Annotated in this window: 18 protein-coding genes and 1 pseudogene (1 of these 19 only partly in view); 5 read left to right on the top strand and 14 right to left on the bottom strand. The window is 73.2% G+C overall.

The features are described from left to right. Both ACX9MN_RS17450 and metG read right to left on the bottom strand, forming a co-directional pair. Window positions 1-474, bottom strand: the 5' portion of a protein-coding gene (locus ACX9MN_RS17450) for a TatD family hydrolase (RefSeq protein WP_020095551.1). Its footprint begins 327 nt before the window's first position; only the first 474 of its 801 coding nucleotides appear in the window; the start codon lies at window positions 472-474; its stop codon lies off the left edge, out of view. Window positions 475-523: 49 nt separating this feature from the next. Continuing rightward, a complete protein-coding gene (gene metG / locus ACX9MN_RS17455; RefSeq protein ID WP_020095552.1) occupies window positions 524-2,101 on the bottom strand; it encodes a methionine--tRNA ligase in 1,578 nt (525 codons plus the stop codon). A 1,310-nt stretch (window positions 2,102-3,411) separates the two neighbouring features. On the opposite strand from metG, the pseudogene ACX9MN_RS17460 reads away from it, so the two are divergent. Further along, window positions 3,412-4,377: pseudogene (locus ACX9MN_RS17460) on the top strand (helix-turn-helix domain-containing protein); the annotation flags it as partial. Between the two features lie 107 nt (window positions 4,378-4,484). Here the strand turns inward: ACX9MN_RS17460 and ACX9MN_RS17465 are convergent. From ACX9MN_RS17465 to ACX9MN_RS17500, 8 genes are all read right to left on the bottom strand, one after another. Beyond that, the gene (locus ACX9MN_RS17465; protein WP_020095554.1) at window positions 4,485-6,200 is read right to left on the bottom strand and encodes an FAD-dependent monooxygenase; all 1,716 of its coding nucleotides are present in this window, start codon (window positions 6,198-6,200) and stop codon (window positions 4,485-4,487) included. Continuing rightward, window positions 6,197-6,805, bottom strand: a complete 609-nt coding sequence (locus ACX9MN_RS17470) for a MarR family winged helix-turn-helix transcriptional regulator (protein ID WP_331327162.1) — start codon at window positions 6,803-6,805, stop codon at window positions 6,197-6,199. Before ACX9MN_RS17470 ends, ACX9MN_RS17465 begins: the two co-directional genes overlap by 4 nt. Before the next feature lie 141 nt (window positions 6,806-6,946). Next, window positions 6,947-7,999: a DNA polymerase III subunit delta' gene (locus ACX9MN_RS17475; protein ID WP_020095556.1), complete on the bottom strand. Its 1,053-nt coding sequence runs from the start codon at window positions 7,997-7,999 to the stop codon at window positions 6,947-6,949. Between the two features lie 166 nt (window positions 8,000-8,165). Continuing rightward, window positions 8,166-8,888 (bottom strand): dTMP kinase, encoded by a 723-nt coding sequence (gene tmk, locus ACX9MN_RS17480; RefSeq protein ID WP_085986749.1) that lies wholly within the window; start codon window positions 8,886-8,888, stop codon window positions 8,166-8,168. A gap of 10 nt (window positions 8,889-8,898) precedes the next feature. Next, entirely contained in the window at window positions 8,899-10,143 is a 1,245-nt protein-coding gene (locus tag ACX9MN_RS17485) for a D-alanyl-D-alanine carboxypeptidase family protein (protein WP_020095558.1), read from the bottom strand. 207 nt (window positions 10,144-10,350) lie between these two features. Continuing rightward, window positions 10,351-11,727 carry a septal ring lytic transglycosylase RlpA family protein gene (locus ACX9MN_RS17490; protein WP_020095559.1) on the bottom strand — a complete coding sequence of 459 codons (1,377 nt, stop codon included), beginning with the start codon at window positions 11,725-11,727 and terminating at the stop codon, window positions 10,351-10,353. 458 nt (window positions 11,728-12,185) lie between these two features. Continuing rightward, on the bottom strand, window positions 12,186-12,509 hold the full coding sequence (locus ACX9MN_RS17495; RefSeq protein ID WP_020095560.1) for a ribbon-helix-helix domain-containing protein: 324 nt from the start codon (window positions 12,507-12,509) through the stop codon (window positions 12,186-12,188). Then, complete coding sequence (locus tag ACX9MN_RS17500) at window positions 12,493-13,140, bottom strand: ParA family protein (protein WP_012318487.1); 648 nt, start codon at window positions 13,138-13,140, stop codon at window positions 12,493-12,495. Before ACX9MN_RS17500 ends, ACX9MN_RS17495 begins: the two co-directional genes overlap by 17 nt. 372 nt (window positions 13,141-13,512) lie before the next feature. On the opposite strand from ACX9MN_RS17500, the gene ACX9MN_RS17505 reads away from it, so the two are divergent. Continuing rightward, window positions 13,513-14,073, top strand: coding sequence for a PAS domain-containing protein (locus tag ACX9MN_RS17505; protein ID WP_020095561.1), 561 nt, complete (start codon window positions 13,513-13,515; stop codon window positions 14,071-14,073). Between the two features lie 94 nt (window positions 14,074-14,167). After that, complete coding sequence (locus tag ACX9MN_RS17510) at window positions 14,168-15,805, top strand: acyl-CoA synthetase (protein WP_020095562.1); 1,638 nt, start codon at window positions 14,168-14,170, stop codon at window positions 15,803-15,805. A gap of 43 nt (window positions 15,806-15,848) precedes the next feature. Here the strand turns inward: ACX9MN_RS17510 and ACX9MN_RS17515 are convergent, their stop codons facing one another. Beyond that, on the bottom strand, window positions 15,849-16,034 hold the full coding sequence (locus ACX9MN_RS17515; RefSeq protein WP_020095563.1) for a hypothetical protein: 186 nt from the start codon (window positions 16,032-16,034) through the stop codon (window positions 15,849-15,851). A gap of 285 nt (window positions 16,035-16,319) precedes the next feature. Between ACX9MN_RS17515 and ACX9MN_RS17520 the strand changes: the two genes are divergently transcribed. Together ACX9MN_RS17520 and ACX9MN_RS17525 are read left to right on the top strand one after the other, a co-directional pair. Further along, complete coding sequence (locus tag ACX9MN_RS17520) at window positions 16,320-17,663, top strand: alpha/beta hydrolase (RefSeq protein ID WP_020095564.1); 1,344 nt, start codon at window positions 16,320-16,322, stop codon at window positions 17,661-17,663. Window positions 17,664-17,892: 229 nt separating this feature from the next. Then, complete coding sequence (locus ACX9MN_RS17525; protein ID WP_020095565.1) at window positions 17,893-20,139, top strand: TonB-dependent siderophore receptor; 2,247 nt, start codon at window positions 17,893-17,895, stop codon at window positions 20,137-20,139. A gap of 154 nt (window positions 20,140-20,293) precedes the next feature. Here the strand turns inward: ACX9MN_RS17525 and ACX9MN_RS17530 are convergent, their stop codons facing one another. Genes ACX9MN_RS17530 through ACX9MN_RS17540 form a run of 3 tightly spaced genes read right to left on the bottom strand, consistent with a single transcriptional unit; the run spans window position 20,294 to window position 23,549 of the window. Continuing rightward, a complete protein-coding gene (locus ACX9MN_RS17530) occupies window positions 20,294-21,853 on the bottom strand; it encodes a PhnE/PtxC family ABC transporter permease (protein ID WP_020095566.1) in 1,560 nt (519 codons plus the stop codon). After that, entirely contained in the window at window positions 21,853-22,569 is a 717-nt protein-coding gene (locus tag ACX9MN_RS17535) for an ATP-binding cassette domain-containing protein (protein WP_020095567.1), read from the bottom strand. The genes ACX9MN_RS17530 and ACX9MN_RS17535 overlap by 1 nt, the downstream gene beginning before the upstream one ends. 5 nt (window positions 22,570-22,574) lie before the next feature. Continuing rightward, the gene (locus ACX9MN_RS17540; RefSeq protein ID WP_020095568.1) at window positions 22,575-23,549 is read right to left on the bottom strand and encodes a putative selenate ABC transporter substrate-binding protein; all 975 of its coding nucleotides are present in this window, start codon (window positions 23,547-23,549) and stop codon (window positions 22,575-22,577) included. Between the last annotated feature and the right edge of the window lie 96 nt (window positions 23,550-23,645).

Below are 23,645 nucleotides of genomic sequence, written 5' to 3' on the forward strand. Positions count from 1 at the left end.
GAAGCAGTGCAGCACCGCCCGGAACGGCGCCCGGCCCATCTCGTCGGCAAGCACCCGCTCCATGTGGTCGTCGGCGTCCCGGGCGTGGATCACGAGCGGCAGGCCGGAGAGCCGGGCCGCCGCGATGTGGGCGCGCAGCACCCGCTCCTGCACGGCCTCGGGGGCGGCGTCGGCGTAGTGGTAGTCGAGGCCGGCCTCGCCGATCCCGACGCAGCGCGGGCTGGCCTGGGCGAGGCCCGCGATCGTCTCGGCGGCGACGTCCGGCTCCTCGGCGGCCCCGTGGGGATGGGTGCCGACCGTGTGCCAAACCTCGGGATGGGCCTTGGCGATCGCCCGGTAGGTGTCGGCCTTGGCGACCCGGGTGGCGATCGTGAGCATGCCGGCGACGCCCGCGGCCTTGGCGCGGGCGATCACGCCCGGGAGGTCGGCGGCGAAGTCCGGGAAGTCGAGATGGCAGTGGCTGTCGATGAGCATCGGGTCTCGGGGCCGTCGGGCGGCAGGGTCCTTCAAGCGGCAAGGTCCTTCAGGCGGACGGAGTCTCGGGGCGCTCGAAGCGCGGGAAGATCGGCGCGGGGGCGGGGAGCGCCGTGCCGGGCACGAGCCGGCCCCCCTCCCCCACATCGGCGAGGCCGCGCCGGTCGGCCGGCACCGCCAGCAGGTCGAGGAGCTTGGCCGCCGCCCCCGGCACGAAGGGCTGGGTCAGGATGCCGAAGACGCGCAGGGATTCCAGCGTCGTGTAGAGCACCGCGTTCATCCGCGCCGGGTCGGACTTGCGCAGTTTCCATGGCTCCTGGGCGGCGAAGTAGCGGTTGGCCTCGGCCACCACGGCCCAGATCTCGGCCAGGACGGTGTGGAGCGCCAGCTCGCCCATGAGGGTCCGGGCCCGTGCCGGCAGGGCGTCGGCCTGGGCCAGCAGGGCCGTGTCGGCCGCGTCCAGGCTGCCCGGATCCGGCACCGCGCCGTCGCAGTTCTTGGCGACCATCGTGAGCGAGCGCTGGGCGAGGTTGCCGAGATCGTTGGCGAGATCGGCGTTGATCCGGCCGATGATCGCCTCGTGGCTGTAGCTGCCGTCGCCGCCGAACGGCACCTCGCGCAGCACGAAGTAGCGCACCGGGTCGACCCCGTAGGTGTCGGCGAGCTCGAACGGGTCGAGGACGTTGCCCAGCGACTTCGACATCTTCTCGCCCTTGGAGAGCAGGAAGCCGTGGCCGAAGACGCGCTTCGGGAGCGGCAGCCCGGCCGACATCAGGAAGGCCGGCCAGTAGACCGCGTGGAACCGGACGATGTCCTTGCCGATCACGTGCAGGTCCATCGGCCAGAATCTTTTTTGGGGGTTCTCCGCGTCGGGGAAGCCGGTGACGGTGAGATAGTTGGTGAGCGCGTCGACCCACACGTACATCACGTGGTTCGGATGCCCCGGCACCGGCACGCCCCAGTCGAAATTGGTGCGGCTGACCGAGAGGTCCTTGAGGCCGGAGCGCACGAAGCTCGCCACCTCGTTCCGGCGCGTGTCCGGCCCGATGAAATCCGGCTGATCCGCGTAGAGTTCCAGCAGCCGGTCCTGGTAGGCGGACAGTCTGAAAAGGAAATTCTCCTCCTCCATCCACTCGACCGGCGTGTCGGTGGCGAGGCTGCGGCGGCTGCCATCCTCCAGGAGCCGGGTCTCGGACTCGTCGTAGTAGGCCTCGTCGCGGACCGAGTACCAGCCGGCATACTTGTCGAGGTAGATGTCGCCGTTGGCCTCCATCCGCCGCCAGATCTCCTGGGCGGCGGCGTAGTGGCCGGGCTCGGTGGTGCGGATGAAGCGGTCGTAGGCGCAGTCCATCCGGTCGGCCATGGCCTGGAACCGGGCGGCCGTGCCGTCGACGTAGGCGCGCGGGGTGGTGCCGGCCCGGGTCGCGGCCTGCTGGATCTTGAGCCCGTGCTCGTCGGTCCCGGTGGAGAACAGCACGTCGTAGCCGTCGAGCCGGTGGAAGCGCGCGATCGCGTCGGCGGCGATCACCTCGTAGGCGTGGCCGATATGGGGCGCGCCGTTGGGGTAGGAGATCGCGGTCGAGAGACCGAACGTCTTTCGGGGATTCGCCGGGGCGTTGGACGTCACGTCTGTGGTGTTCCGGATGAGCGCGGGAAGCTGCCCGCGTTGTCGCGCGGCCGGCGCCGGGACGCAACCGTCGCCGCCTGCGGGCGCGACGGCGATCCTCCGCGGCGGCCGGCACCGGACACGCGTGATCGTCCGCGCGCGCGCGTGGCGCCGGGGGCATGGCCCGGGAGACGGCACGAGGGACGCGGGACGCCGCGGGAACCCAGGTGTCGGCCAAGTACGCGCGGGATCCGATCCCCGCGGCGCCCCGCGGCATCGACCGGGCATGGTCCCCAGCCGCTGCCGTCTGTCTCGTCGCGGCGTCTCCGACGTCCCGGTCCTGCGACTCCCCGTGAGCGGTCTCGGTCGCGGTGCGCGCACGCCGTGCCCGCACCTCCGGAACCCGCATCGGCGCCGTGGCCTTCCAGCCGTCCCCCGCCTCGTAGTGGGCGGGTCCGCAGGTCGCTCAGGGTCGGCCCAGAGGCGGGTCGGCGCGGGGGCATTTCCTCACCCCGCCGGGCACAGTGCCGCCCGGTCTCACGCCCGCATCCGAGGCACGCCCCGCACCGGTCCGTCGCCCGGGGCGATGGCGGCTGAGAGCCACCGACGCGGGCGCCGCCCCGTCCCCGGACCCGCACGGTCAGCCACCGGGCGGGCCCCCGAAGGACGCCCCGGGATCGCTCCCGGGCCGCCGCGGACAGGTGCGGTCAGGAAGCACAAAATAGGAACATTGTCAAGGGAAGCTGAGCCGCGCGCTGCGGTCGACGCGCACCTCTCCGTCATCGCGAGCGCAGCGAAGCGAGCCAGGGCGGCGCAACATCGGCAAGGTCGCGCTGCTGGATTGCTTCGCTCCGCTCGCAAGGACGTCGGTGCCGAAGACTCATCGGCCGCGGGCACCGTCACATGGGCCGAGCCCTGCCGGCGTTCCGTCGCGCCGCCGGATCGGTGCACCACGCACGGCTGCCATCGACGTCACATCGGCCCGGAATGCCGAGCGCCAGCGGACGCAGATCCGCTCGCTAAGTTATTCTCGGAGCTTGAGGGACGCAGGAGCGTGACATATGAGCGATTCGAATCGGTATTGCGGGGTCTTTGTCGACGAAATGTATATAGAGATCGGACTTATGGCCGTACACGGTTCGATATATTGCGAATAACAGAGACAATAAGTCGATTATTGCTGAATTGGTCGATCGAATATGGGGGCGATGTGATCTATCTTTCGTTGATGTCTTGTCTTCAGGTCACGCTCCGGGGCATCCGGCTCCGCGCAACGGACGGGTTCTCCGGAGGCCGCGCGCCGGCGCCTCTCCGAGCGGCCTGAGCGCCGGGTCTTCTCGACGGCCGGGACACATCCCCGGACGCGCTTCAAGCTCTGGCAGGAGGTCGTCGCCGAACGGATCGGGCCGATCGAGCAGCGCCGGCGCGCCGACGGGCCGTTCGCGGGCGAGATCGAGATCGGCGCCGTCGGCCCGCTGACCTTCAGCCGGATCACCCAGAGCGCCCTCACGACCACGATCACCGCCGATACGGTCCGGCGCCGGCCTGACGGGCTGATCCGCTTGAACTTCCGTCTCGTCGGCGCGTCCACCTTTCAGCAGCACGGCCGCGAGGCGGTGCAGGGGACGGGAGACCTCACCGTCATCGACCATCACCCGGGCGTGCTGGACGCGCGCACGGATGGCCAGACCCTGGTCATGGCCCTGCCGCGGGAGCGCCTCGAGAGCCTGCTCGGACCGGCCCGGCTGTTCGCGGCCCTGACGATGCCCGCCGGATCGGCCACGACCCGCCTGGTGACGACCTTCTTCGGGGATCTGCTCCGGGTGAACCGGCAACTCTCCCCCGAGGCGGCGGAGCGCATGGCGACCATCGGCGTGGATCTGATCGTGGCCGCGCTCGCGGATCGGATGGCCCGGGAGGTGCCGCATTCCCTGCACGGCAGCGTCGTGGTCCAGCGCGCCAAGGCCCATGTCGAGGCGAATCTCGGCGACCAGACCCTCGATCCGCCCCGGCTCGCCGCCGCGATGGGCGTGTCCCTGCGCCGGCTCCAGGAACTGTTCCACGAGCGCGGCCAGCACATCTCCGACTGGATCTGGGAGCGCCGCCTCGCGGCGGCGGCCAGGCGCCTCTCCGATCCGGTCAGCCTGCACCGCCCGATCGGCGTCGTGGCCTACGAGTGCGGCTTCGCGACCCAGGCCCATTTCGCCCGGCGCTTCAAGGACCGCCACGGCCTGTCGCCCCGCGCCTACAGGGAAGCCGCGATCTTGCGCCTGTCCGGCAGCCGGCCGGATCCGTGAGACGCCGCGACTCCGGTGCCGGTCGCGGGCGGCCGGGACGCGGCGCCGGGACGAGGGGCGGTGCCGTGCCCCGGGGCACGGCTCCGACGTCGCGGCCCCCGCCGCCCTCACCCGGCGCAAGCCGCCTCCGGCCGCACCACTTCCCCGGCCGCGCGCCCCGCCGCGTCGAAGAGCGCGCGGCAATACGCGATCAGGCGATCGGTCCGGTCCGCGCCGCTCCGGAAGGCGATGTGCCCGTCCGGGCGCACCAGCACGAGCGCCGGCCGGCCCTCCAGCCCGTAGGCGCCGTGTGCCCGGCCGTCCAGATCCGACAGGACGGGCATCTCCGCCGCGATCAGGGGGCCGGCGAGGACGAGCCGCGGACGCAGCCAGGGCCAGGGCGCCACGGCCTGGACCGCCTCCAGAAGGAAGGGCGCCGCCTCCGGCGACCGTCCGTCGAAGCACAGGAGCGCCCAGCCCGTCGTCCATCCGTCCGGGTTGTAGAGGAACGGGAACAGGCGCGTGCGCACCCCGTCCCGCGTCACCGGCGCGTCCGGCGCGCGCTGGCCCGGCTTCGGCCCCGGCCGCAGCAGGTGCGTCAGGTTCGCGAGGCCCGACAGGTGATCCGCGTTCAGGAGGCTGCCGGGATAGGCGACGCCCATCTGCTGCATGTCGTCCGTCCCCTGCAGCAGGGAGCCCAGGTTCGGCAGCGCCTTCGCGGCCAGCCCCAGCACCGTGTCGGTGACGGGGCCGCGATAGACGGTCCACCGGAACCCGCGCACCTGCTGGGCGCTCAGCCGGGCGTGCTCGCCGCCGCGCTCGCCGTCGTAGGAGTCGAGGATGGCGGGCGCCGCCTCGCCCCGCAGGGTCATGGCCAGCCGCCACGCGATCTCGACCGCGTCGTGGAGGCCGGCATTCATCCCCTGGCCGCCGATCGGCAGGGACAGGTGCCCGGCATCGCCCGCCAGGAACACGCGGCCCCGCGCGTAGCCGGGGGAGACCCCGTAGGCGAAGCGGCTGTGGGTGAGCCATTGCGGGTCGCTCAGGGTGAGGGTCTCGTCGCCGGTGACCTCCCGGGCGAGGGCCTGGATCTCCGCGAGCGTCGGGTCGCGGTCCGGCACGCCGGCGTCGTCGGCCAGGAAGAACAGCCGGTGGTAGCCGCCCCAGACCGGCATGATGCCGGCGAAGCCGCGCGGGTAGTAGAAGAACCAGAGCTGGTCCGGCTCGGACCCGCGGCGCCAGGACAGCCGGGCGTCGACCTGCCGGTTCATGCAGCCCGCGAGCCGCTCGGGCTCGAAATCCAGGCCGAGCCGGGCGCGGACCGTGCTCCGGGCCCCGTCGGCGGCCACGCAGTAGCGGGCGCGCAGCCGCGTCTCCGGCCCGTCCGCGCCCCGCCGGAGGGTCACGGTGACGCCCGCCGCGTCCTGGTCGATGCCGGTCACCGTGCAGCCCCGGTCCAGCCGACCGCCGCGGGCCTCGAACGCGTCGATCAAGGTCCGCTCGATCACGTCCTGCCCGCTGTACAGGACGTCGGGATAGGGGCTGGCGACGTCGGCGATGGGGATCGGCGTCGTCGGCGCGCCGTCGACGAAGAAGTTGATGGTGCGGACCGCGTAGGCGTTCTCCGCCAGGGCGTCGCGCAGGCCGATGCCGGCGAGCAACTCCTGCGGGCGGGCCCAGAGATTGTTGGCCCGCGAGTACGCCCTGACCTCCGCGCGCTGCTCCAGGATCAGGCACGACACGCCGTGATGGCGCAGGGCGCAGCCCGCGGTCAGGCCGACGGGGCCCGCGCCGACGACGATCACGTCGGCGTCGTAGCCCGGGGCGGCGTGGGCGTCGGTCATCGGTCGGTCTCCTGTCGGCTTTCCTGTCGGGTCTCGTGCGGGGTCTCGTGCGGGGTCTCGTGCGGGGTCTCGTGCGGGGTCTCGTGCGGCGTCTCCTGCCGGGCCTCCGCGGCGATGGACGCGATGGCGGCGTGGGAGGCGCCGATCCGCCGCTGCAGGCCCTGCAGCAGCGCGGCGGCGGCCTCGACGGCCTCGGGCGCGAGGCCCTCGGTGAGCCCGTCCGACCAGAGGGCGTTGCGCGCCATCGCCTGCCGATAGGCCCCCGCGCCCCGCGGGGTCATGGCGACGAGGGGCGCGCGGCGGTGGTGGGGGTTGGGCGCGAGCCGGATCAGCCCGTCGGCCCGCATCTCGCCGACGAGGCGCTGCACCGACTGGCGGGCGAGGCCCATGTTGCGGGCGATGTGGGCGACGGGCAGCGGCGCCGGCGCGAGGGCGATGGCCCCCAGCACCTGCCAGCGGGCGCTGGTGAGCCCGAGATCCTGCACCAGCGTGTCGCCGGCCGCGAGCAGGTCGCCGTTGAGGCGGAACACCGCGACCACGAGGTCCGACAGGGCGTGCCGGGTCCGGTCGCGGTCGCGGGCTGTCCGAGGCGGGTCGGGCTCCATGGGGCACGTCCTGACGGCAGGATGTTGTCAGAATGACAGTATGCTGTCATCGCGCGGACAACGGCGCCGGCGCCGGACGGTTCCACGCCGGCGGCGGGCCGGATCCCGATGTCGGATACGGGGACGGGTGCCCGCCGGGCCCTAAGCCACCGCCGCGAGATCCCCGAACAGCGACAGCACGACCGGGCGCCGGTCGAGGTTGTAGATCGCCGCCTCCCGGGCGGCGCGGCCGAACCGGTCGGCGACCTCCACCAAGGCCGCGAGGCGGGCGGGGGGCTCATCCCGGCGCCGGTCGATCTCGGCCGAGACGAAGCGCAGCACCGCGTCCTGGGCGGCCTCGAACCGCGCCTCGGCGTCGCGGCCCGCCAGGGTCTCGGCGAGCTTGAGCACCCGGCCCCAGTCGGGCGTGCGCGCCCGCGCCAGCAGGGTCTCGATCTCGGCCACGAGGCCGGCGGTGACCGGATCGAGCATCGCGAGCGCGCGGGCGACCGAGCCCTCGCACTGGGCCAGTGCCCGGGCCAGGGCGGTCTCGTCGGGCTGCGCGAAGGGCTCGGGCAGGCCGCGCACCACCCGGGCGACGTCCTCGGCCGGGAGGGGGCGCAGCATCAGCGCCCGGCAGCGGGAGCGGATGGTCGGCAGCAGCCGGCCGGGCTGGTGGGACAGGATCAGGAACAGCGCGCGGGGCGGCGGCTCCTCCAGCACCTTCAGCAGCGCGTTGGCGGCGTTGGCGTTCAGGTCCTCGGCGCTGTCGAGGATGCAGACGCGCCAGCCCGAATCCGCGGCCGTCGAGGCGAACAGGTCGAGGGCGCGGCGCACGGCGTCGACCGAGATCTTGGTCGGCAGCGTCTTGGCGCCGGCGCTCCGGTGGCGGCGCAGGACCACGAGGTTCGGGTGCGACAGGCCCGCCACCTTGCCGAGGACGGCGTCGCCCGCCGGCACGGCGAGGCCCGCCGGGCCCCCGCCCCCCGGGTAGGCGAGCAGGCGCCGGGCGACCCGGTAGGCCAGGGTCGCCTTGCCGATGCCGGGGGCGCCGCCGATCAGCCACGCGTGGTGCAGGCGCCCCGCCGCGATGGCGGCCGCGAAGGCGTCGGCCGCGGCCGCGTGGCCGACGAGCCCGAGGGTCTCGCGCGGGCGCGGGATCCCGGCGAGGTCCCCGGGCTCGACGTCGTCGGCGGCGCGGTCGGTGGGCTTCACGGGGCGGGTCTCACGGGGCGGGCTTCACGGGCGGGCTTCATGGAGTGGGTCTCACGGCGCGGGCCGGCGGCCTCCGATCTGGGCGGCGCGCCCGCGCGACTGCTTACACGGCCGCCGGCCAGGATGGGACCGGTCGGGCCGGGACCGGCCCCGCCCGTACGGCCGCTCACGCGGCGTCGCCGCTCCGGCCCGCCCCCGCCGGCCGGTCGGGCAGGAGCGCCGGCAGCCGGGACGCGACGGCGGCGCGGATCGCCGCCTCGACCGCGTCGGGATCGCGGGACGCGTCGATCACCGCGCAGCGCCCCGGTTCCGCCCGGGCGATCGCCAGGAAGGCCTCCCGCAGCCGGACGTGGAAGTCGAGGGCCTCGGCCTCGAACCGGTCGGCCCCCTGCCCCGTCCGGGCGCCGCGCCCGGCCGCGCGGGCGAGGCCGGACTCGGGGGCGAGGTCGAGGATCAGGGTGAGATCGGGCCGGGTCGGGCCGACGACGACCCGCTCCAGGGCGTCCACGAGCCCGGGATCGAGGCCCCCGGCGGCGCCCTGGTAGGCCCGGGTCGAGTCGATGAACCGGTCGCACAGCACGGTCTCGCCCCGGCGGAGCGCCGGGCGGATCAGCCGGTCGAGATGGTCGATCCGGGCGGCGCTGAACAGCAGGGCCTCCGCGAAGGGGCCGTAGGGCTTGGCGACGCCGTCGAGCAGCGCCGTGCGGATCTCCTCCGCCCGCGGCGAGCCGCCGGGCTCGCGCGTCACGCAGACGGGCCGCCCCGAGCGCGCGCGCAGGGTCGCGGCGAGGCGGGCGATCTGGGTCGACTTGCCGGCCCCCTCCCCGCCCTCGACGGTGATGAAGGTGCCGCCCGCCCCGGCGGGATCCCCGGACAGCGGCCCGGTCACGCGCGCGCCGTCACGACGGGTTGGCCGCCCCGGCAGCACCCTTGTCCCCGCCCTTGTCGGTTCCCTTGTCGGTTCCCTTGCCGGCCCGGTCGAAGGCCTTGCGGACGAGGCCGGTGCCGAATTCCAGCGCCGCGTCCATCGCCCGCTGCGACAGGGTGCCGGGCTCCACCGCGGCGCCGGCGAAGAGCGGCTGGTCGAGGGCGACGGTGTCGCCGCGCTGGACGCGCAGGATCCCGACCCGCTGGCCCTCCTCCACCGGGGCGATGAGCGGCCCGGTATAGATCGCCCTGGCGCTGACCCGGTCGCTGGAGCCCCGCGGCAGCAGCACCCGCACGGGCTTCTTCGCCACCAGCGGCACCGAGCCCGACTGGCCGCCGAACACCGAGGCCTCGGCCACGGTCTCGCCCGGCGCGAAGACCTGCCGGGGCTCGAAGGCGCGGAAGCCCCACTCCATCAGCTTGCGCGACTCGGAGGCGCGGTCCCGGGCGGTCTTGAGCCCCGAGACCACCAGCACGAGCCGCTGGCCGTTCTGCACCGCCGAGCCGGTGAGCGCGTAGCCGGATTCCTCCAGGTAGCCGGTCTTGAGCCCGTCCGCGCCGATGTCGAGGGCGAGCAGCGGGTTGCGGTTCTGCTGGCGGATCTTGTTCCAGGTGAACTCCTTCTCGGCGAAGATCTTGTAGTAGTCCGGGTAGGTGTCGATGATGTGCAGCGCGAGCTTCGCCATGTCCCGGGCCGTGACCTTCTGGTCGGGCGCCGAGTAGCCGGTGGCGTTGCGGAAGGTCGAGTTCGTCAGCCCGATCTCCTTGGCGCGCTGGTTCATCAGCCCGGCGAAGGCCTCCTCGGAGCCGGCCATGTTCTCCGCGATGGTGATGGCCGCGTCGTTGCCCGACTGCACGATCAGGCCGCGCAGCAGGTCCGCCATCTTGATGCGGCTGTTCACCTGCGCGAACATCGACGAGCCGCCGCCCCCGGCCCCGCCGCGCTTCCACGCGTCCTCGGTGACGGTGAACTCCGTGTCCATCGACAGGCGGCCGGATTTCAGCGCCTCGAATACGATGTCGGTGGTCATGAGCTTGGCCATGCTGGCCGGCGAGAACCGCTCGTCGGCGGCCTTCTCGAACAGGACCGAGCCGGAATCGGCGTCGATCAGGATCGCGTGCGGGGCCGCGGTCTGGAAAGTCTGCGCGGCGGCGGCGGCGAGGCCGGCGCCCAGCGCGCAGGCGGCCGCGAGAAGGGTGAGAAGGGGTCTGCGCATCACCGTTCCGTCCCGCGCCTGCCGTCGGGCCGGAAGCGTCCCGCCCGTATCCCAATAACAAGCGTGACCATATTACGGTTTCGGCGCCGGATCGAATGCGAAATGCCGCATCGGCCGCCACATCGGCCGCCACATCGGCCGCCACATCGACCGCCACATGGGCCGCCGGACCCGTCGGGCGGCCGCGGGTCGGCCCGGGCGCCGCCGTCAGTAGATCCCGGCGAGGCGGGCGTGTCCCGCCTTGCCGGCGGTCTTGGTGGCCGGCCCCTTGGCGGCGGGGGCCTTGGGGGCGGTCTTGGCAGAGGTGGTCGCGGAGCCGTTCGCGGCCGGCGCACCGGCCTTCGTGGCCGACGCCCTGGCCGGCACCGCGGCGAGGCGCGCCATGGCGAGCTTGGCCGAGGCCGGCATCGCGGCGGGCATCGCGGCCGGGGACGCGCCGTGCGGCGCGGAGGACGGGCCCGACGACGCCTTGGCGAGCTTCACGGTCCCGGGCGCCGGGACCGCCCGGCGATGGACCTCGGCGAGGGCCGGGCCGGCCTTCGGGCCGGCCTTCCCGGCGGCATGACCGTGCGCCGGCGGCGCGGCCGGGGCGAGGCCAGGGGTGTGGGCCGGGTTGAGACCCGCGACCTTCAGGGTCCCGGCCCCGAGGCCGCCCCTGGCGGCGACGGCCGGCACGGGGGCGGGCCGGAACTCGCGCACCCGCGGGGCGGTGGGCTGCACGGCCGCCGGGACCGTCACGGCGGCCGAGGCCAGCACGATCGGCGCGCGCACCGGCGCCGTCCGCTCGGGCCGGGCGGCCGGGGCCTCGGCGGGCGCCTTCCCGGCCGCCGTCCCGGCCTCCGTCCCGCTCTCCTCCGCCTCCTGGGCGGGCCTGAAGGCCAGAGCCGGGGCTGAGCGCGTGTAGCGCTCGGTGTCCTCCGTCGGGCCGAGATCGGCCATCATCACGGTCGAGCGGCCGGCCGGCCGCCCGTCGGTGCGCAGGCTCGCGAGGAGCTTGCGGTCGTCGCTGCCGGCCACCGAGGCCTTGCCGACATACTCGACGCGCACCCGCGCGGTGCCCCTCCGGTGGAAGCCCAGCGCTTCGGCCGCATCCTCCGACACGTCCATGACCCGGCCGGCATGGTAGGGGCCGCGGTCGTTGACGCGCACCAGCATCGAGTAGCCGTTCTCGAGGTTCGTCACCCGGGCGTAGCTCGGCAGCGGCAGGGTCGGGTGGGCGGCGGCGATCGAGTGGCGGTCGAAGACCTCGCCGTTGGCGGTCATGCGGCCGTGGAAGGCCGAGCCGTACCAGGAGGCGAGCCCCTCGCGGACGTAGCCGCTCGGATTCTCCTTCGGCACGTAGGTCTGCCCGGCCACCACGTAGGGCTTGCCGGTGTAGCGGCGCCCGCCGCCCTTCGGGATCACGTCGCCCTCGTTGTAGAGGCGCGGGCTCGCCTTCACCCCGTATTTCGGGTCGATCCCGTTCCCGGCGGCGAGCTTCTGCTGGGGCGAGGTCGCGCAGTTGGCCGTGGCCAGGGCCACGCCCGAGACGGCGATGAGCCGCAGGGCGAGGCGCGCCGGCCGGGGAAGCGTCGTGCGCACCATCGTGGGGTTCACCAAACTCTACGCGTGAGCGGGGCCCGACCGGACCGGAGCCGGCCGCGTGCACGGGGCCGCGATCGGTCCACCCAGATTTGTAGCGGTCGCGTAAAGGAAGCCTGAACGATGGGCTGCGGCCGGGTTCAGGAAGCGGGCCGCGCGGCCGGTCGGTTCTCGAGCATTGCGCGCGGATCGACGGGCAACATCTTGTTCGGGAACGGATTTTTCAAATTCTTACTGGCGCGCCCGTCCGACCGCCCCCGGGCGCGGCGCTCCACTTTTCCGTGTGGGAGCGGGGCCAGGATCGCGATGGCTCGGGACCGAGTCGGTGCGGAGGCCGCGGGCCGCTTGATCCGCGCCGGCCCTCCGCGGCGCCGCGGTCCCGGAGGGCCGGAAGGCGCCGCGCGCAGCAGCGGCACGCTCCGGAGCGGCCGCGCCGCCCCGGGTTCGAGCCCGGTCCGGCCTCAGCGGGACTGCGTGTCGGTGAGCTGCCCGATCGACTGGGCGCCGCGCTGCTTGAACAGCAGGTCGAGGCCTTCCAGCATCAGCGCGTGCATCTTGGTCCGCTCGGCGTAGGCGAGGTCGCGCAGCTGGTCGTAGACCGGCGGCTCCAGGTAGACCGACATCTGGCGGGCGCGCTGCTTGAGCGTGGCCGCCTGCTTCGGCGCCGGGGGCGCGAGGGTGAGCGACACGATCTCGGCGCCCTGCGGCCGGGCCGCCTGGGGCCGGGCCGGCGGGCTCGCCGAGGCCACGATCGCCGCGAGGCTGAGCTTAGGCGGCTTGGACATGCTGGCCCGTCCTCAGGGACTGCGTGCGGCGCTCGATCCACGACCAGAGGCGGCGGACCTCGCCGGCGGCCTGGCCCTTGGGGTTGAACTCGGTGACGCCCTGGCCGAGGCCGATCGCGTCCTGGTGGTCGGTGCGGGCGACGATGTTCACGTCGGGCAGGATGCCGAGCACCGCGAGCCCGTCCGCGGCGTCGCGGACCCGGTAGGAGCGCGGCGGGGTCTGGTTCAGCACGAAGGCGAACTTCTTCTCCAGCCGGTAGACGGCGGCCAGGGTCGGCTTGAACGCCCGCAGGTCCGCGGGGGTCGGCCGGCACGGGATGATGCACAGATCCGCGGCGCGGATCGCCGAGAGGGTGCCGGTGGAATCGACGCCGGGCGTGTCGATGAACACGTAGTCGTAGGCGGAGTCGCGCAGGCGCTCCATCACGGCGTCGATCTGGGTGGCGTCGATCTGCGCCACCTCGGGACCGTCGGCCGTGCGGTGGTCCAGCCAGTCGGAGATCGTGGCCTGCCGGTCCATCTCCAGGATGCAGACCGTGTGGCCCGCCTCCCGGGCGGCCACCGCCAGGGAGATGCACAGCGTGCTCTTGCCGCTGCCGCCCTTCTGCGTGACGAAGGTGATCGCTTTCATCCCGGGCGTCCTCCAGAAGGCCCCATGCATCCGTCCGGGCGCCCGCAACTGCCGGTCGCCGCGCCGTCTGTGCCAACCTCAGGTATGGGATTCGCGGCGTGCCGCGATCCTGTGACCCAAGGATGTCGGGGCATAGGTTGGGGTCGACATGGTTAACGAGCCGTTAAGACAACGGTCCCTCGCGGATATCCCCGCCCAGTGCGGCAGCAGGACAGCAGTCTAAACTTCAAGTTAAGATTCTTGGCATATAGAGGGTTAACAGCCTTTCCAGCGACGCCCGGATACCGTAGCGTGAGCGCGGGTGAGACGAGGAGCTTGGTGGGGGTGAAAACCTCAAGTTTAAAGACAAGGATCGCCCCATCGAGGAATGGCATGTCCGAAGCCCCGATCCCGCAATCCATTCTGGAGGCCTCCGGCGTCGTGGGCACCTGGGCCCACGATTACTGGGCGGGGCAGCTGGCGCTCTCGGCCCCGCTCGCGGATCTGCTCGGCCTGGACCCCGAGGCGGCCGCCGCCGGCGTGTCCCTGGAGGCCTTCCTCGACCGCACCCATCCCGAGGACCGCGTCCGGATCGAGAGCTATCTCCACGCGGTGGCCGAGACCGGCGGTCCCGTCGAGGCGGAGTTCCGCACGAAGGACACCCGCACCGGGATCCGCACGCTGCTGATGCGCGGCCGGATCGAGCGCGACCCCGCCGGCGGGGCGACCCGCGGGCGCGGCATCGCCATCGACCGCACCGAGGAGCAGGCCGCGAACCTCGTGCAGAGCGAGCGGGTGGTGAACCGGATGGCCGAGCACGTCATCGCCCTGCGCGACCTCGCCCGCGCCCTGCACCGGCCGTCGCTGACCGACCGGATCGAGCACCTGATGATCGAGATCGGCTTCGAGCTCGCCCGCTTCCTGCCCGAACCCGAGGACGAGCCGCGCCATTGAGCGCGCGACGGGGCGCGGAAGCCCCGCCGGACCGATTGATCGCGCCCGTTCCGGCAAGCTACTGTCCCGGCAACACTTTGCCGGGAGGACGGGGATGGCCCGCGACACGATCTACGACCGCGACCTCGACCGCGTCCCGGCCAACCACCAGCCGCTGACGCCCCTGCTCTACCTGGACCGGGCCGCGCGGGTGTTTCCCGACCACGTCGCGGTGGTCCACGGCCCCCTGCGGCGGCCCTACCGGGAGGTCTACGCCCGGGCCCGCCGCCTCGCCTCGGCGCTGGCGGCGCGCGGGATCGGCCGCGGCGACACCGTGGCGGCGCTGCTCGCCAACACCCCCGAGATGATCGAGTGCCACTATGGCGTGCCGATGACCGGGGCGGTGCTCAACACCCTCAACACCCGCCTCGACGCCGACGCGATCCGCTTCTGCCTGCAGCACGGCGAGGCCAAGGTGCTGATCACCGACCGCGAGTTCTCCCGGACGGCCGCCGGGGCCCTGGAGGGGCTGGAGCCCAAGCCCTTCGTGATCGACGTCGACGATCCCGAGTACGACGGCCCGGGCGCCCGCCTGGGCGCGACCGACTACGAGGCCTTCCTGGCCGGCGGCGACCCGGAGCACGACTGGCGGCTGCCGGACGACGAGTGGGACGCGATCACCCTGAACTATACGTCGGGCACCACCGGCGACCCGAAGGGCGTGGTCTACCACCATCGCGGGGCGGCGCTGCTGGCCCTCGGCAACGTCATCACGGGCGGCCTCGGCCAGCACCCGGTCTATCTCTGGACCCTGCCGATGTTCCACTGCAACGGCTGGTGCTTCCCCTGGACCCTGTCGATCGTGGCCGGGACCCATGTCTGCCTGCGGCAGGTGCGGGCCGAGACGATGTACCGGCTGATGGCCGAGCACGGGGTCACGCATCTCTGCGGCGCGCCGATCGTCATGCAGATGCTGATCAACGCCCCCGATGCCGAGCGCCGCGACCTGCCCCGGCGCGTCGCCTTCTTCACCGCCGCGGCCCCGCCGCCGGAGGCGGTGCTGGCCGGCATGTCGGAGGCCGGGTTCGACGTGACCCACCTGTACGGCCTGACCGAGAGCTACGGCCCGGCGGTGGTCAACGCCTGGCACGCCGACTGGGACGCGCTGGCGGCCGACCAGCGGGCAGCCCGGAAGGCCCGCCAGGGCGTGCGCTACCCGGTGCTCGAGGCCCTCGACGTGCGCGACCCGGAGACGCTGGAGTCGGTGCCCGCCGACGGGGCGACGATCGGCGAGGTGATGATGCGCGGCAACGTGGTGATGCGCGGCTACCTCAAGAACCCGGCGGCTACGCAGGCCGCCTTCAAGGGCGGCTGGTTCCGCACGGGCGACCTCGGGGTGAAGCACCCGGACGGCTACGTGCAGCTCAAGGACCGCTCGAAGGACATCATCATCTCGGGCGGCGAGAACATCTCGTCGATCGAGGTCGAGGACGCCCTGTTCAAGCACCCGGCAGTGGCCGCGGCCGCGGTGGTGGCCAAGCCCGACGCGAAGTGGGGCGAGACGCCCTGCGCCTTCGTCGAGCTCAAAGCCGGCGCGACCCCCACGGCCGACGAGCTGATCCAGTGGTGCCGGGGGCGGCTGGCCTCCTACAAGCTCCCCCGCCACGTGGTCTTCGGCGAGCTGCCGAAGACCTCCACCGGCAAGGTGCAGAAGTTCATCCTGCGCGAGCGGGCCCGGCAGGACGGGGCCTGATCCGCGCCCGGCCCGGCACCCGTCGATCGGAGCGGCGGGCCGGTCAGGCCTGCGGCGGATCCCGGCGGTCGACGCGCACCGGCACCGGCACGGGCTTCGGGGCGGACCCGGCGTCGCGGAGGTCGGCCAGGATCTGGGCGACGAACGCCTGGAGCGACACGAGGCTGAACAGGGTGATCGACGCGACCAGGGCGGCGGAGACCAGGGTCTTGACGGTTTCGGGATCCACGGCGGGAGTCCTTGGCTTCGCCCCGCCGCGGGCGATCCGGGCGGGGGGCGCCGCTGTGGCGCCGGTGCCTCCCCAAGGTGGGCGCGCCGCCCGCGCCGCGCCAGCGCCGCCGCGGTCGCGCCTGGCATGCGCGGAGGGCCGGGCTCGGCCGCGATCCCGGTCGCCGCGACGCTTCGTCCGGCCGGGGATGATCGCGCGGGACCGTGCAGCTTTCCTGGCTGGTGGAACGTTGCGTTTCCCGCAATAAGCGCCGGCGCGGAGCGGCGCGCATCCGGGAGAGACGGCATGGCCGGCAGCGGCATCGCGGGCGGCATCGCGAACGGCACCGCGAACGGCACCGCGAACGGCACCCGCGCGGCGCTGCGCGCCGCTCAGGGGCTGATCCTGGCCGCCGGACTGGGAACTGTGCTGGGAGCCGGGCCTGTCGCGGGCCCCGCCCGGGCGCAGGGGCCGGTCCCGGCCCAGCCCGCGCCCCTGCCCACGACGCCTCCGAACGCCCCCGCCGCGCCGGGAGCGCCGGCGGCGGAGCCGGGCCCGGCCGAGCCGGTGACCCGCGCCGGCTACTTCTACATCGGCGGCCGCTACCAGAAGCTCGGCGACAAGACCGTGATGGTCGGCCAGATGTTCGTGCAGTCGCGCACCCCGGCCCGGGTCACGCAGCCCTACCCGGTGGTGATGGTCCACGGCCTCGCCCAGACCGGCGTGAACTACCTCGCCACCGCGGACGGCCGCCCGGGCTGGGTGCAGCGCTTCGTCGAGAAGGGCTACCAGGTCTACGTGGTCGATCAGGTCGGGCGCGGGCGCTCGGGCACCAACCCGGAGGTCTACGGCCCCTACGACCGGCTCGGCACCCGCAGCCTGGAGCGCACCCACACGGCGCCCGAGGTCTACGACCTCTACCCGCAGGCCAAGCTCCACACCCGCTGGCCGGGCGGGGCCGGCGTGCAGGGCAACGCCGCCTTCGACCAATTCTTCGCCAGCCAGGTCCCGTTCCTCGCCAACAGCCAGCAGACCGAGGAATGGGTCGACCCGGCCCTGGTGGCGCTGCTGGACAGGATCGGGCCGGCGATCCTGCTCACCCACGGTCAGGCGGCCCTGTTCGGCTGGGCGGCCTCGGACGCGCGGCCGGACCTCGTGAAGGCCCATGTCGCCGTCGAGCCCAATGGCCCGCCCTTCTTCGACGTGCAGTTCCGCGGCGGCAAGGAGTTCTGGGAGAAGACCGGCGACGGGCGCGCCCGCGCCTACGGGCTGACCCGCATGCCGCTGACCTTCGACCCGCCGGTCCGGGCGCCCGAGGACCTGACGGTGGCGCAGGCGGCCAAGGGGTCCGAATCCAAGTCCGACAGGGCCGCGGACGGGCGGATCCGCTGCTGGCTGCAGGGCGAGCCCGTCCGGTCCCTGCCGAACCTCGCCAAGGTGCCGGCCGTGGTGGTGACCGCGGAGGCCTCCTTCCACGCGACCTACGACGACTGCACCGTCGCGTTCCTGACCCAGGCCGGCGCCAGGCCGGACGTGGTCCGGCTGGCCGACCGCGGCCTCCACGGCAACGGCCACATGATGATGCTGGAGACGAACAGCGACGCCGTCGCGGACGTCCTGGCCGGCTGGCTCGCGGACCGGGTGAAGTAGCTCCGCGGGACCGCCCCCCGCCGCACCACCGATACGTGTCGCTACGGCAACAGGCGTCGCCTTCCGCGTGAAGGCCGCTTGCGGCCGCGTCCGGCTGCCCGTAGTCCGGATGGAGAAAGATCAAGTTTTACAGTACTTTATCACAATTCTAAACAGCGCGGCCGAGACGCCGGGGTGGCCCCCGGCGCGCGCGGTCGGCTGCCCGCAGCGTCGCATCCGGCAAGAGACCATGAGAGCCGTCCCCCCCCTCCCCGGCGTCACCCTGCGCGCCCTGCTCGCCGGGGCCTCACTCGCCGTGCTGGCGCAGGCCGCGCCGAGCCTCGCCCAGGACGCGTCGCGCCGCGGCGGCGCCGGCCCGACCGCCGGCGGCAGCGTGCAGCTCGAGGAGCTGAGCGTCACCGGCCAGGGCGGCGGCCCGGCCTCCGGGGCCCCGGCCGGCGCACCCGTGCGCGGCGCGGAGAGCCCGACCGGCCCGATCGACGGCTACGTGGCCCGGCGCTCGGCGACCGCGACCAAGACCAACACCCCGCTGATCGAGACGCCGCAATCGATCAGCGTCGTGGGCCGCAAACAGCTCGACACCCAGAACGCCCAGACCCTCACCCAGGCGACCCAGTACGTCGCCGGCACCTACGCGGGCACCTTCGGCGCCGACACGCGCCTCGACTTCTTCCAGCTCCGCGGCTTCGTGGTCAGCGATTACGGCCTCTACCTCAACGGCCTGCAGCTCCTGAACTACGGCTTCGCCTACAGCCGCGTGAACACGTTCGGGCTGGAGCGCATCGAGGTGCTGCGCGGCCCCTCCGCGGTGCTGTTCGGCGCCGGCAATCCCGGCGGCCTGATCAACCAGATCAGCAAGCGCCCGACCGAGACCCCGTTCGGGCTCGTCGAGGTCGGCGGCGGCTCCTTCGACCAGCGCTACGCCGCCTTCGACGTCGGCGGCCCGGCCGACGCCGAGGGCCACTGGTTCGGCCGCCTGACCGGCTACGCCCGCAACGGCGGCACGCAGGTCCAGGGCGCGCCGGACGACAGCTACTACATCGCCCCGGCCTTCACCTATAAGCCGGACGGGTCGACCAAGTTCACGGTCCTGTCGAGCTTCCAGCACGACAACACGGCCGTGACGGCGAACTTCCTGCCCTATTACGGCACGGCCCGGCCGACCGTGCTCGGCCTGCGCATCCCGCGCTCGCTCAACGTGGGCGATGCCGGCTTCAACACCTTCCGGCGCGACCAGGCCTTCATCGGCTACGAGTTCGAGCACGTCTTCGACGACACCTGGGCGGTGCGCCAGAACGCCCGCTACGGCTACACGCAGAGCTTCCAGAATTCCTATATCGGCCAGCTCGGCTACACCGACCCGCTCCAGACCCAGCTCGGCCGCTACCTGTTCCGGGATTCCGCCAAGATCGCGCAGCTCGACGTCGACACGCAGGCCGAGGCCAAGTTCTTCGACGGCTTCTTCCGCCACGACTTCCTGATGGGCGTGGAGTACCGGAACTTCCAGATCCACGACAACCAGGCCTCGGGCTTCCCCGGCCCCGACCTCAACATCCTCGCGCCCGCTTACGGCCCGCAGGCGGTCTCGGCCTCGCCCTACCTGATCAACGCCAACTCGTTCCAGCAGGTCGGCCTCTACTTCCAGGACCAGATCAAGCTCACGCCGGAGCTGACCCTGATCCTCGGCGGCCGCCAGGACTTCGTCCAGAACACCGTCTACGACCGCCTGACGCCCGCCAACACCAACGGCCGCAACGACAGCGCCTTCACCTACCGGGCGGCGGCGATCTACAACTTCGACTTCGGCCTCGCGCCCTACATCATGTACGCGACCTCGTTCCAGCCCCAGATCGGCGTGGACATCAACAACCGCACCTTCAGGCCCGATACCGGCGACCAGGTCGAGGGCGGCGTCAAGTTCGAGCCGCCCGGCCAGGGCTACTTCCTGACGCTGGCGGGCTTCGACATCCACCGCAGCAACGTGCTCACCCCCAACCCGGTGAACACGATCTTCCAGACGCAGGTCGGCGCGGTGCGCTCCACCGGCTTCGAGGCGCAGCTCGTCGCCAACGTCGCCGACGGCCTCAACCTCGTGGCGTCCTTCACCAAGTTCGACTTCACCACCGAGCGGGATGCCGATCCGGTGCGGGTCGGCAAGACGCCGGTCAACATCCCCCAGACCCTGGCCTCGCTGTTCGCCGACTACACCATCCCGCTCGGGCCGTGGCGCGGCTTCGGCTTCGGCGGCGGCGTGCGCTACGTCGGCAGCTCCTTCGCGGACGTGGCCAACACCCTGCGGGTGCCCGACTACGTGCTGTTCGACGCGCAGGTGCACTACGATTACGAGAACTGGCGCTTCCAGGTGAACGCCTCGAACCTCGCCGACCGGCGCTACGTCGCCTCCTGCCAGTCGAACGTGTCGTGCTTCTACGGCGACGCCCGGCGGGTGCTGGCGAAGGTCAGCTACAAGTGGTGAGGCGGTCCGGGCGGTTCTTGTTAGCGGCCGCCCGCAGCATGGTGACCAGCCCCGTCATCGCGAGCGCAGCGAGGCGATCCAGGGCAGCGCGACATCGGCGGGCGTGGCGCTGCTGGATTGCTCCGCTCCGCTCGCAACGACGGCGGCGCTCCGATCAGCCGTCCGCAGCCTCCGCCCCGGTGATCGGCTGCGGCCCGGAGAGCCGGGTCGGCAGGGTGTCGATCCGCAGGGACCGGCGGAGCGCCCGCGAGAACGCGTCGACCGCCATCGTCACCAGCGCGGTGGCGGCGATCAGCACCAGGGCCACGTCGAGGCGCAATTCCGAGATCGCGGCGTCGACATAGAAGCCCAAGGTCGTGACCCCCAGGATGCCGAAGATCGCGCTCTCCCGCAGGATCAGCTCCCAGCGGTAGAGCAGGTAGGCCAGGAACTGCCCGTAGAGCCGCGGCACGGTCTCGTAGGCGTAGAGGTCGAGGCCCCGCGGCGCGTCCGCCCGGTAGGGGATCGCGTCGGCGTGGCGGCCCATCAGGTAGGCGACGATGCCGGCATTGTGCAGGGCCAGCGCCAGGATCGCCGGCAGCATCGAGGGGCCGAGCAGCTGCAGGGCGACGTAGGCCAGCATGTATTCCGGCGTGGAGCGCACCACCACGAGGAGCGCCCGCCCCAGCGGCCGCCCGATCGGCCCGGCGAAGCGCCGCGCGGTCAGCGGGAACAGGACGAGGGCCCCGAGGGCGGTGGCGGCCAGGGCGATCTGCGCCAGGATCAGGGTCTGGGCGGTCCCGGGCAGGACCTGCTCGGTCAGGATCGGGCGCAGCCACGACCAGAGCCGCGCCCAGGTCTCGGGCTCGGCGAGCGGCGCGCCCCGGAGCGGGGCCGGCACGACGTCGTGGCCGAGGAAGCGGGCGAGGCTCGGGCCGATCGCCGCGCTGCCGACGGTCGGCGGCAGCGCCAGCACGGCGCCGACGAGGAGGAACGGCAGGGTCCGGGCGCGCACCCAGAGCCGGCGCGTGCCGATCAGCGCGTAGAAGATCAGGAGCAGCGCCCCGGCCTCGGCGTAGCGGCCCTGGCGGAAGGCGGATTCGAAGGCGAAGCCCATGGTCGGCAGGCCGATGAAGCCCAGCACGAGGCTGGAGCGCAGGCCGCATTCGAGGCGATAGAGGGTGTAGTCGCGCATCCGTCCGGCCACTTCGGGCAGGCGCGCGTACAGGAAGGCTGAGACCGCGCCGGTGCCCGCGGGCAGGACGCGGAGCGCCGCGAGGTCGGCCTCCTCGATCAACTCGGCGTAGACCTTGGCGCAGATGCCCGCGTAGGGCAGCGCGATGGCGAGGACGCCGGTGGTCGCCGACAGGCCGAAGACCTGCATCAGCAGCAGCGCCCAGAACAGCTCGTGGACGGCGCGCAGGCCCGCGCAGGCGAGCCGGACGGCGCGCGAGCGGGCGAAGGGGACGGCGAGCAGCAGCCCCGTCCCGGCCCCGAGCCCGACGCCGAGCATCGCGAAGGCCACGGTGTAGAGGACGCTCCAGCCCTCGACCGCGAGAAAATCGGGCCGGATCAGGCCGCCCAGCAGCCGGGCGAGGTCGGCGAAGGGGTGGAGGGTCGTGACCTGCAGGTCGGCGACCAGCAGGCCGGCGAGCGCCGCCGCCAGGAACCAGCGGCTCACCGCCGCGTAGCCCGGCCGCGGCAGGAACCCGGCCTTGCCGGCGAGAGCGCCCATCAGGCGGCCTCGTAGAACGGGCTGAGCCGCGCCGGGTCGAGGCCGGCCGAGGGCGCGTCGAGGACGATCCGGCCGGCCTCCAGCACCACGATCCGGTCGGTGTGGGCGAGGGCCAGGGCCACGTCGTGGAGCGCCAGGATCAGGGTCTCGTGCCCGCGGGCCAGCTCGGTGAGGATCCGGCCGCCCTGCTGGCGGTCCAGCGCCGAGACCGGCTCGTCCGCCACCAGGATCGGCCGTCCGTTGTAGAGGGCGCGGGCCACCGAGACGCGCTGCTGCTGGCCGCCGGAGAGCTCCCCGGCCCGGTCCCAGAGCCGGTCCGCGAGCCCGACCCGGTCGAGGACCGCCGCCACGGCGGCGACGTCGGCCCGCGCCGGCCGGACCAGGGTGCGCAGGTTGTGCAGGGTCGAGCGCCGGTCGAGGCGGCCCATGTAGACGTTGTGGAACACCGAGAGCGGCCGCACCAGGGCGGCCGCCTGCGGCACCAGGGCCACCCGCCCGGGGGCCTGCCCGTGGATCAGGCCGATCAGGGTCGACTTGCCGGCCCCCGAGCGCCCCATGAGCGCGACCCGCTCGCCCGCCCGCACGGTCAGGTCGAGGCCCGACAGAACCGGGCGCCCGTCATAGGCCGCGGAGGCGTTCGCCAGGACGATGGCCGCGCCGGACCCCGCGCCCGACTCCTCGCCCGACTCCTCGCCGGCTGCCGCGCCGCGCGACACGCGCGTCAGTCCAGGAGGCCGGTGGAGCGTCCGACCTCGACGAGGGGCTCGTAGGCCGCGTTGGTCACGGGGATGAACTTCGAGCGCCCGAACGGCTCCAGGATCGCCGGGTTGGCGATGCCGGTCAGCGCGGCCCGCAGCCTGTCGGTGAAGCCGGCGCCGTAGGTCTGCTCCACGTCGCCCCGCACGGTCCACTGGTAATCGGGGAAGGTTGGGCTCTCCCAGATCACCGAGACGGCCTTCGGGTCGACCTTGCCGGCCTTCGAGTCGAGGTCCCAGACCGAGTAGTCGACGGCGCCGACCGCGAAGGCGCCGGACTGGACCAGCTGGATCGTCCGGGTGTGGTCGCCCGAGAAGCCGACCCGGGCGAAGACCTGCTCCGGGGTCTTCCCCGGGAAGGCCTGCCGGACGAAGTACTCGGGCATCAGCCGCCCGGAGGTCGAGGCGCGGGCGCCGAACGTGAAGGTCCTGCCCGCGACGGCCTTCGGGAAATCCTTCTCCGGCTTCAGCCCGGTGGCGGCGTTGGCGATGAGATAGGTCTTGAACGCCGCGTCCTCGGCGCCCTGCGCGATCGCCTGGGAGCCCGGCACGGCCTTGCGCGCCTGGACGCCGGTGAAGCCGCCGAACCACGCGAGCTGCACCTGCCCGTTGGTGAAGGCGGTGACCGCCGCCGGGTAGCTCTTCACCGGGATGTAGCGCACCGGCACGCCGAGCTCGGCCTCCAGATAGGCGGCGACCTTGCCGAAGCGCTCGACCAGCCGGCTCTCGTCCTGGTCGGGGATGCCGGTGAAGACGAGGGGCGGGAGCGCCTTCGCGGCCGGCTTCTCCTGCGCCCGCGCCGGCCCGGCGGCGGCCAGGGCCGCCAGGACGCCCAGGGCGAGCCGCCCCAGCCAGCCCGGTCCCGGCTTCGATCCCGACCTCGATCCCGGCTTGGAGCCCGGCTTGGAGCCCGGCTTCGATCCCAGCGTCGATCCCTGCATCGCGTCCTCGTGGCACCACGCCCACGCACGGTGGGCTCGCAACACGGCGGGCGTAGCAGAAGACGCCGCGCGCGCCAGCCTCGATCCTCGCGATCC

It is taken from the genome of Methylobacterium sp. 1A, assembly GCF_058072805.1.